9 protein-coding genes are annotated in these 8,918 nt (G+C 38.6%); 5 read left to right on the top strand and 4 right to left on the bottom strand.

All coding sequences use genetic code 11. From position 1 onward, the window contains the following. Positions 1–281: 281 nt before the first annotated feature. The 5 genes from O6P32_RS06355 to O6P32_RS06375 all read left to right on the top strand — a co-directional run bounded on the left by O6P32_RS06355 (position 282) and on the right by O6P32_RS06375 (position 3,043). On the top strand, positions 282–683 hold the full coding sequence (locus tag O6P32_RS06355; RefSeq protein WP_269877495.1) for a hypothetical protein: 402 nt from the start codon (positions 282–284) through the stop codon (positions 681–683). Between the two features lie 7 nt (positions 684–690). Then, positions 691–1,113, top strand: coding sequence for a hypothetical protein (locus O6P32_RS06360; RefSeq protein ID WP_269877496.1), 423 nt, complete (start codon positions 691–693; stop codon positions 1,111–1,113). Between the two features lie 123 nt (positions 1,114–1,236). Then, the gene (locus tag O6P32_RS06365; RefSeq protein ID WP_269877497.1) at positions 1,237–1,737 is read left to right on the top strand and encodes an SMI1/KNR4 family protein; all 501 of its coding nucleotides are present in this window, start codon (positions 1,237–1,239) and stop codon (positions 1,735–1,737) included. A gap of 53 nt (positions 1,738–1,790) precedes the next feature. Continuing rightward, positions 1,791–2,498 (top strand): hypothetical protein, encoded by a 708-nt coding sequence (locus O6P32_RS06370; RefSeq protein ID WP_269877500.1) that lies wholly within the window; start codon positions 1,791–1,793, stop codon positions 2,496–2,498. 68 nt (positions 2,499–2,566) lie between these two features. Then, positions 2,567–3,043, top strand: a complete 477-nt coding sequence (locus tag O6P32_RS06375; protein ID WP_269877501.1) for a hypothetical protein — start codon at positions 2,567–2,569, stop codon at positions 3,041–3,043. A 133-nt stretch (positions 3,044–3,176) separates the two neighbouring features. Here O6P32_RS06375 and O6P32_RS06380 read toward each other — a convergent pair whose 3' ends face one another. The 4 genes from O6P32_RS06380 to O6P32_RS06395 form a co-directional block, all read right to left on the bottom strand. After that, on the bottom strand, positions 3,177–4,766 hold the full coding sequence (locus O6P32_RS06380) for a S41 family peptidase (protein WP_269877502.1): 1,590 nt from the start codon (positions 4,764–4,766) through the stop codon (positions 3,177–3,179). Between the two features lie 147 nt (positions 4,767–4,913). After that, positions 4,914–6,284, bottom strand: a complete 1,371-nt coding sequence (locus O6P32_RS06385; protein WP_269877504.1) for a TlpA family protein disulfide reductase — start codon at positions 6,282–6,284, stop codon at positions 4,914–4,916. A gap of 4 nt (positions 6,285–6,288) precedes the next feature. Further along, complete coding sequence (locus tag O6P32_RS06390) at positions 6,289–7,458, bottom strand: TlpA disulfide reductase family protein (protein WP_269877505.1); 1,170 nt, start codon at positions 7,456–7,458, stop codon at positions 6,289–6,291. Positions 7,459–7,478: 20 nt separating this feature from the next. After that, positions 7,479–8,876, bottom strand: coding sequence for a RagB/SusD family nutrient uptake outer membrane protein (locus O6P32_RS06395; protein ID WP_269877507.1), 1,398 nt, complete (start codon positions 8,874–8,876; stop codon positions 7,479–7,481). Positions 8,877–8,918 lie beyond the last annotated feature (42 nt).

Here is an 8,918-nt window from a genome sequence, read left to right on the forward strand (position 1 = left end):
ATCTTATTTATTGTTTTTAGCTGTAAAGCTTAAGCAAAAGAAAGTTGCAAAGTCATATCTGAACCATATGGACAGTGTCATTCTTAAACTACCCAACAGAGAGATTGTATACAAAGACAGCCTGTCTATATACAACTTTTTTTACATGAGAGACACATCAATTATTAAATCAGTTCCAGAAGAAGAAGCACTAAACGAAATGTAAAAGAAAAGCACACCGTTACGAGAATAAAAACGGAAATCTTACTCAAAAGTAAAAACAGAAACATCATAGAAATAGGATGAAACGAAAAAAGACAAGAAACCCAGATAAAATAGCCTTACGTGAAGAAAAACGTATTCAAAGAAGAAATGCACGCTTGCTTGAAAAGAAAAAACAAAAGAAAATTTTCACACGTAATAATATTATCATAGCCATTATAGTAATATTTATTGGAGCGATAGGCATAAACAATTTTTATAAAGGATACTTACTAAAAAGAAATGGACAATGCATCGTAGGAACTATTTACGAAACTGGGAGACGATTCACCCAATATTATAAATTTAAAATTAGGGAAAGGTATTATTATGGGCACACAATTACTGATAATGACAAAAAAGTTGGAGATTCATTAATAATTGTATATCTACCATCAAACCCTGAGATTAATAGTAGTATAACTGGATGCGATTTTAAATAGGCATAAGATGAAACGAAAAAAGACAAGAAACCCAGATAAAATAGCCTTACGCGAAGAAAAACGTATTCAAAGAAGAAACATGCGTCTACTCAAAGAGAAAAAGGATTTAAAGCAAGGGAAAATAATATTAACTTGCTTTGTTCTACTATGCTTTTTTCTTCCTTCTTTCAATCTTATTACAAAATATATAATATTACCAATATATGGAAAAGAAGGAAAAGCTGTTTTAGGCGGTGTATTAGTACGCAATAAGCTGAGTAGATACTCTGTCAAACCTCATTACTACTATGTATTCCAAAAAGATGGGAAAACCTATGAGTCTGGTACTGATATCTACGAAGAAGATACGACATATCATATAGGAGACACTATTAAAATTCTATATTTGAAGAGGTTTCCTTCCATCAGTAAACGCATAACAGATAAATAGATGACTAAAATATGTTTATCAACAGTTTGTATCCAAATCATAATAAAGAAAGTCAAATAGATAGAAGTGAATTTAATAAAGCAAAAAAAGAATATTGGAAAAATGAATACGAACAAAAATGAAATGAAAAAGGAAGTTGATCTAATTATAGCAGAGTTATTAAGATTCTCACCTCACCTTTTAGAGATTAATAATCCTGTATTAGAGGAAGAAATAGCTCGATTCGAATCAAAGTTTAATTTACCTCTCCCTGAGGATTATAAATATTTATTAAGTATTACAAATGGATTTAGCCTGATGGGAGATGAAGTACTTGGTATTGCAAAAAATAAATATGATCTGGTAAACGCGTATCAATTTGAACATTACGAGGTGATAAACCCTCAATATGAATATCTGATACCTTTTAGTCCTGATGGCTTCGGAAACTCCTATTGTTTTGATACAAGAATAAAAACAAACCAAGGATTTTCCAATCAGATTGTCTTTTGGCAACATGACTATGAATATAGCGAAACTGATTTGCCGGAAATCACAAATAATAGTCTTATTGATTTTATCAATAATTGGATAATTGGCAATACCTTAAAATATTATGATTACGAAGGTAATGAGAAATTATAAAAGCATCTCCGCACTTTATCTTCACTAAAGAACCTGTTTTAATCTATACTAAAATGAAAAGACTATTACAAATATTATTGCTAACCGTCGTCTTTGCAAGCTGTCAGAATCATGGAGCAAAAAAGGCAGACTTGTCATCTGCCGACTCTGTATTGGTAGATTCTCTATTTAAATATTACAAAGAAGAATCTTCACAATATATCTTTATGTACCAAACAACTTCCCCCAAACATAAAGAGTATTTGGACTCGGCTCTCTATTTGGTAGAAGAAGCTATCGAAAAGGGGTATTCAAAGTATTCTTTCTTTGAACTGAGAAAGTTAGGAATTTTAGCAGAAATGGAAGAATACGATAAAGCCGTTAAATATGTGTATTCTTTGAAAAATATTGAATTCGCCCAAGGATATCCTTATTTGAAAATTATAAGACATCGTTGCGAAGCCATGCGATGCCACGCCCAAAATGATAAGGAAGGTGAGGTACTTCATTTAAAAAAGATAATTGCTATTATTAAAGACTATATAGAGAAAAACAAAAAGGACATTATAGCATTTTTACATTCGGATGATTTAAAAGTTCTACTAAGAGGAAATTACATGCTGGCTATCGGATCATACTGCCATTACTGCATGTTATTATATGGAGAAGAGGGAGCTACAGAAAGACTCATAGAATTTTCATCCGAAATGTCTGAAAATGCGAAAAAATGCTTTATGTTTCCTCCAAACGAAGATGACCTTAAAGGATTTTATGGATATTAGATATCAATTATTGCCATTTTGCTAATTCAATCCAAAGCATAAACGCAAAAAGTAACAAAAGACAATAAATGGAAAAGATGCACGACGAAACATACGAGCAGAAAAAGAGAAGATTATTTGGCAAAGTCAATTACCTACCAGAATATTTAAATACTCTAAGACGAATTCTAAAAACTGAGGTTACAACCAATCAGCTATTAAGCATCGTAGATACGGATGATTTTTTATCACGAAATAAATCTTGGTTATGTGTATACAAAGAAACAATTCCTTTTGAGGACAAAAGGAAATTAAAGGAAATTGTCCACTCTATAACCCAAGATGAAAATGTACCATATTTCATTTGGTTGGACCAAAGTACAAATTGTGGATTATACATGATTCCAAATCTATCTGCTTTTAATTGGGATTTCAAATTTGATGATGATCCAAATGGAATAATCATCCTCACAAGACAAGATGGTAGAGAAGAAATTGTATTAGACTTTTATGAAGAAGACGACCAAAATCTCTTAGATATCAAGTTGAAAATAAAAATGGAATAAAGAATTTGAAACTATATGGAAAGATGATTGATAAAACAAATACTACTCCCTTCGTACAGAATACGAAAGGAGTAGTATTTTAAATTACCGGGAGGTACGTCCAGCGCACTTGATGCTCTTCAACCCCAAACATCTATTGACGTACAGGGAAATCCATTCCCGGCTTCTGGAGCAATTCCAAGGCTTTTTGCATGCTGCTGTTCTGTGTATTAATCACCTGGAAGTACTCACTCATATTCCAAAGATCGCGGGCTATCAATGCCTTCATCTGTGTTTTGAGAAGAGGAAGAGCGGTTTGATACTCTTCTTCCTTATAAACGGCTCCTACAGACTTACCTATTTCCTTCAGTTCTTCCAGCATGACAGGAGTTATCTGAAACTCCTTGTTAAAGCGTTTAAAGGTTTTATACTGTTTCAGCCATTCGGTACGATGACGGTCCATCAGTTTCAGATTGAGTTGCATGATGGCTCCCTTATCGCGCAAAGCCAGATAATAATCGGTATACATCGTGGTATCTATCGGAACAAAATAGTCGGGCATAATACCACCTCCCCCATATACAGTCCGTCCCAACTTATGAGTGGTATATTTGAGCGAGTCGGGAAAATGAATGCTGTCTGCACTCAACATTTCTCCGCGGTTGTAACGGTCTATCAAGTCGCGGTTGTATTGTTCGATGCTTTCGTAGGGTTTCTGTATGCAGCGTCCCGAAGGTGTGTAATAACGGGCTACTGTAAGGCGTATCATAGAGCCGTCTGGCAAATCGACCGGACGTTGCACCAGTCCCTTTCCAAAGGTACGACGGCCTACAATCATTCCACGGTCCCAGTCTTGCACCGCACCCGACACAATCTCGCTGGCAGAAGCCGAAAACTCATCAACCAATACAATGAGACGGCCTTTGCGGAAGCGTCCGTTTCCTTCGGCACGGAACTCGGAACGGGGGTTTCTCCGTCCTTCGGTGTAAACTATCAGCTCTTTCTTGTCCAAAAACTGGTTGGCAAGGTCGATAGCGGCATTGAGATAACCGCCTCCATTGCCTTGCAAATCGAGAATCAGATCTTTCATTCCCTGTTTTTGCAAAGAAGAAAGGGCTTCGGAGAATTCTTTTCCCGTAGTAGCTGCAAAGCGGTTGATACGGATGTAGCCTGTTTTATCGGTAACCATATACGAGGCATCCAGACTGTATACAGGTATCTTGTCGCGCTTGACGGTAAACGAAAGCAGTTCGTCTACTCCCCTACGCATAATTTTCAGATTGACTTCTGTTCCTTTCTTTCCACGCAAGCGGCGCATCACTTCTTCGGTACTCATCTTGACACCTGCTATCAGGGTATCGTTTACCTGAATGATACGGTCGCCTGCCAGAATACCTGCTTTCTCGGATGGACCTCCGGATACCGGCTGAATGACGAACAGGGTATCGGTAGCCATATTAAACTGGATACCGATGCCGTCGAAATTGCCTTGCAACGGTTCGTTCAGCTTACGCACTTCCTCAGGATTGGAGTAAGTGGAGTGTGGATCGAGTTGTTCCAGCATACTGACAATGGCTGTTTCCACCATCTTGTCTTCGTCTACCTTATCGACGTACAAATTGGCTATGGCAAACTCTGCCAGCTGGAGCTTGCGGGAAGGGGAATCGAGAAGTTTATTCTGGGCCAGAAGAATCTGGCTGAACAAACAAAAGAGAAAAAAACAGAGATATTTACTTGCTTTCATACTTTTATATCTTGAAGTGAGAGCGTAAAGGTACAATAAATTCAAAATAGCAGCGTATATTACAGAGAATAAAATAAAAATGCCATTCCGGACAAAGGAAGATACCTTGTTGGGAATGGCATTTTTGACTGTGTATGATTTCAAGGATTAATTCTGGGCAAGAGCAGCATCCAGCAGTGCCTTGATATTGGCCTTATCGGAAGGTACCGGTGCATAAGCATTGATAATCTTGAAGTCTTTGCCGATGACCAGAAAACGGGGTATATAGAGTACACCCCACTGACTGCGGATGTTGGGATCGACTGTGTTATACTGTGTCAGCTCTTTCTTGTGCATCTTGATATAATCTAACCAGGCTTTTTTATTTGTATCGGTAGAAATCGGTACAAAAACGATGTCTTTTCCCTGGTATTCTTTACTCAGTGACTCGAAATGAGGAGATTCGGCACAACACGGACCGCACCATGTTGCCCATAAATCTACATATAAAACCTTTCCTTTCAAGTCGCTTAAATGGCATACCTTACCGTTTACATCTTTCATCTCGATATCGAAGGCTGGCTGTCCGGGAAGTAATCGGGAAGCCTGTTTCAGCTTCGCTTCTACTTCTGTAGCAAATTCTGCATGCTTCATTGTAGCAATGTATTGGCGGACACTGTCTGCTACCTGCGTATTGATTTCTTTTCTTAATATATCAACATATTTTTCTGCATCGTAGAGTTCTTTGGTCTTGGCAGACAATGTTATACCTTTTCCCCACTCTGTACCGGAGTCTTCTGCTATATATCCCAACACATTGCGTACTACTGCTACATCAAGATATTTGTCTTGATTAAGCTGTGAAAAGATGGGTTGCACATAAGGGGTAAGCTGGCTTCTAAATTCATCATACATAGCCTTGGCTTCCTCTCTAGTCTTGGCTTTATACATCATACCCGAATAACCGGCATAACTGATATAGCTATTTAATACATCGGCTTTGATACGCATTGTTTCCAGTTCCTTGAATTCGGAAGAAACGCTGTCGAGTGCATCCAACTGCTGCTGACGTACCTGAGCCAGACTGTCTACCAATGCTTTGGTAGAAGCAAAGTCTTTTCTCAGATTTTCTCCTGCCTCCAAAAAGGAGCCTCCTTTAGGGAACAGACGATACTTCATATAATTATTGGCTATTGCTCCTTTTCCCTGAAATTCTGCTTCTTTATTGTTGGGAGTTATTTTTACAGTCATATCATCGCCTGGGGTGAGATATAATGTATTGCGGCTGATGGAATAGTAAGTAGGTTCGGTAATGGTAACAATTGTATCGAAACGGCCTTCTGCATCGGTTATCAAATGTATATCGCGACTGTCGCCCAACATACTTGCCGCACCATCGTATTTCATGGTTACTTCTGTACTGCCCATATCAATGAGCTGACCTTTTAAATGGACTGTAGTGGGCTGTTCTTTTGCCTGCTCTGTACAGGCTGCAAAGGCTATGGTTCCCATAGCTAGAAAATAAGCTATCTTTTTCATTTTATCAATTATTTTGAATGTATGATTCTACTGTTTGATATATATCTTCGCCACGCAAATCTTTTGCAATAATTATTCCGGAGGGATCTACCAATATGATATGAGGGATTCCTACAATGCAATAACGATCCATCAAAGGACGGATTTCTTTTCTCGGTACAATAATCTGATTCCAGAAACTTTTATCTTCGTCTATAGCCCTTAACCAGTCTTCTTTACTGTAATCGGAAGAAACTCCCAGTATGGTAAAGTTCTTATCTTTAAAGGCATCGTAGACTTTCTGAAGATGAGGGGTTTCCAGGCGGCACCAATGACATCCGGAACTCCAGAAATCGACCAATACATAACGGCCTTTGAAGTTATCTAAAGAAACTTGCTTGCCATTGGCATCGACTCCTTCAATAAAGGGGGCTTTGCTTCCTATGGCGCACTTTCTGAAACGTTCCAAAGTATCGGTAATACGAGAATAGAACACCATCTGACGGGCCTCATCCGGATATTCCTGCAAATGCTGAAATACTGTATCGATTGCTCCTACCGTATTGAATGTTTGATTCTGAAAACGGTAAGTATAATACAGATAAAGTCCAAAGGCTGTATGCTGTTCCTTTAATATAGCCTGGTCAATAAACAAGCGGGACTGTTCTCTGCTCTTGTCGTAATAAGGCATAGACTCTGTTTTAATCTTTGCCATCAGTGCTGTATCACCTTTATCGCGTGCAGCATAGAAAGCACGGTCTAACGAATCCAGCATTACCTTATTGCCTGCAACGTTCAATCCGTGTACAAAAGATGTATACCGTTCGTTCAAAGAAGAACCTTCGACCTGTAAATCCAGTTCCTCGTAATCGCCTTGACGTACGGTAACCTTCATGGGTACAGGTTCAATAAAGAACTTTGCAAAATGAGTGACCCGGGACATTTCCTGATTCTCTAAAGCCAGTGCATACAAACCAGACTTCAAACTGTCCAGAGAATATGTAAAGGTTCCGTCTTTTACCGGTATGGCAGCTTCTTTTTCCAATGTTCCATACCAATCGTTTGTAACCTGATAAAGGTATAACGAATCAGCCTGTATGGCATCTAATGTTCCCTCCAGTACAGGAGATTGCATCTGGCATCCACTGATCAGCAATGCTGATACAACTCCCATACTCCAATATTTTATTTTCATATCAAAATCTTATTTTTATGTCAGTCTCTAGGATTATCCGGCATATTCGGATTGTAACGCAATACGGTAGGCGGTATAGGTAATACATACTTGGGTGAATTAGGCTCAAGTTTGTATGCTGTTCCATTGATTGTATGAGTGATTGTTTTTGCAAATTCCGGCTCGCGGTTCAAGCGTTTCAAGTCAATCAGACGTGTACATCCTACCATTGTCAACTCTCGTCTTCTTTCTTCCAACACAATACGCAATGCTTCGGCATTGTTTTTTGCACTTAATGCTTTATTGTTCAGAATACGGTTGTCGCGCAAGGTATTGATATAGTTCATTGCCTGGTCTTTCGATCCGATACGAGCCTCACACTCTGCTGCAATCAGATAGATTTCGGGAGTACCCATCGCTACATTGAAACTTACATAAGGGGCATATAGATCTGCTTCACAGGTTACATCGCCCAGTCTTCTTGTAAAATAGAGCAAGAAACGCTTGTCGCTCTCCTGGTCGTAGAGAGACAATAAATCCTCGGAACCATATACGGAAGCGTTGACACCATATACATAAGGCATCTTACGAATATAGATGTTTTCCGGGCTGTCTGCCAATTCCTGAGGCAAATCGGTACGGCCGAAGTATTGTTCCGGATTAACGACATTATACTGACGTAAATCCAATAACGAAGAGTTGTTCTCTAACGAAAGACGGGCATTGTCCAATGCTTTCTGATAATCGCCCATATACAGATACATACGGGCAAGCATACCATAACCTACAGGTTTGGAAGCACGATAGGCATTGAGTAATGGACGATCGGGCAAATTAGGGGCAGCCTGATCCAAATCGCTTTTTATCTGGTCGTACACCTCCTGAACGGTAGCACGAGTCAAATTGGTTTTATTAATGTCTTTATCCAATCTCAGAGGTACTCCCAAATCTGTAGAAGCTGTTTGGGGATCATAATGTTTTGCATAGGCATTGACCAGTGTCAGATATTCAAAAGCACGTCCAACCAATGCTTCAGCCAACACTTCCTTTTTATGTTTCTCCGTAGAACCGGTAGACTGCATTATATCCGAGATAATTACATTATAGGTATAAATGCGCTGATAAGAATAAGTCCACAAACCATCATCTTCTCCATCTCCAAATACCTTGGAGTCGAAGGTATACAAGCGCTGCTGAGGAAGCTCCATACCGTTGAATCCTCCTGTCATATCATCATCTTCGAAAAGAAGAATGTCATCGGTCATATAAATAGGATAAGATTCTGAAGCTTTCATCAATTGAGCATCATTGAGCAATGCTTCATAGTCATCACATGTTTCAGGAATGACAATTCCTTTGGGTTTAATATCCAAGAAATCATTACAAGCTGTAAGGGAGAAACATAAAGCAGCCCCTAAAAACAATATTTTTTTATTCATAAGAGTATTCAATTAAAAATTAACAGATAAACCTAATGTATA

Origin of the sequence: Phocaeicola acetigenes, assembly GCF_027529745.1 — a bacterium.
GTDB lineage: Bacteria > Bacteroidota > Bacteroidia > Bacteroidales > Bacteroidaceae > Phocaeicola > Phocaeicola acetigenes.

Coding starts and splice junctions, on each gene's coding strand:
- O6P32_RS06365 (WP_269877497.1), top strand. CDS start 1,237: ATGAAAAAGGAAGTTGATCTAATTATAGCAGAGTTATTAAGATTCTCA.
- O6P32_RS06390 (WP_269877505.1), bottom strand. CDS start 7,458: ATGAAAATAAAATATTGGAGTATGGGAGTTGTATCAGCATTGCTGATC.
- O6P32_RS06380 (WP_269877502.1), bottom strand. CDS start 4,766: ATGAAAGCAAGTAAATATCTCTGTTTTTTTCTCTTTTGTTTGTTCAGC.
- O6P32_RS06385 (WP_269877504.1), bottom strand. CDS start 6,284: ATGAAAAAGATAGCTTATTTTCTAGCTATGGGAACCATAGCCTTTGCA.
- O6P32_RS06355 (WP_269877495.1), top strand. CDS start 282: ATGAAACGAAAAAAGACAAGAAACCCAGATAAAATAGCCTTACGTGAA.
- O6P32_RS06370 (WP_269877500.1), top strand. CDS start 1,791: ATGAAAAGACTATTACAAATATTATTGCTAACCGTCGTCTTTGCAAGC.
- O6P32_RS06360 (WP_269877496.1), top strand. CDS start 691: ATGAAACGAAAAAAGACAAGAAACCCAGATAAAATAGCCTTACGCGAA.
- O6P32_RS06375 (WP_269877501.1), top strand. CDS start 2,567: ATGGAAAAGATGCACGACGAAACATACGAGCAGAAAAAGAGAAGATTA.
- O6P32_RS06395 (WP_269877507.1), bottom strand. CDS start 8,876: ATGAATAAAAAAATATTGTTTTTAGGGGCTGCTTTATGTTTCTCCCTT.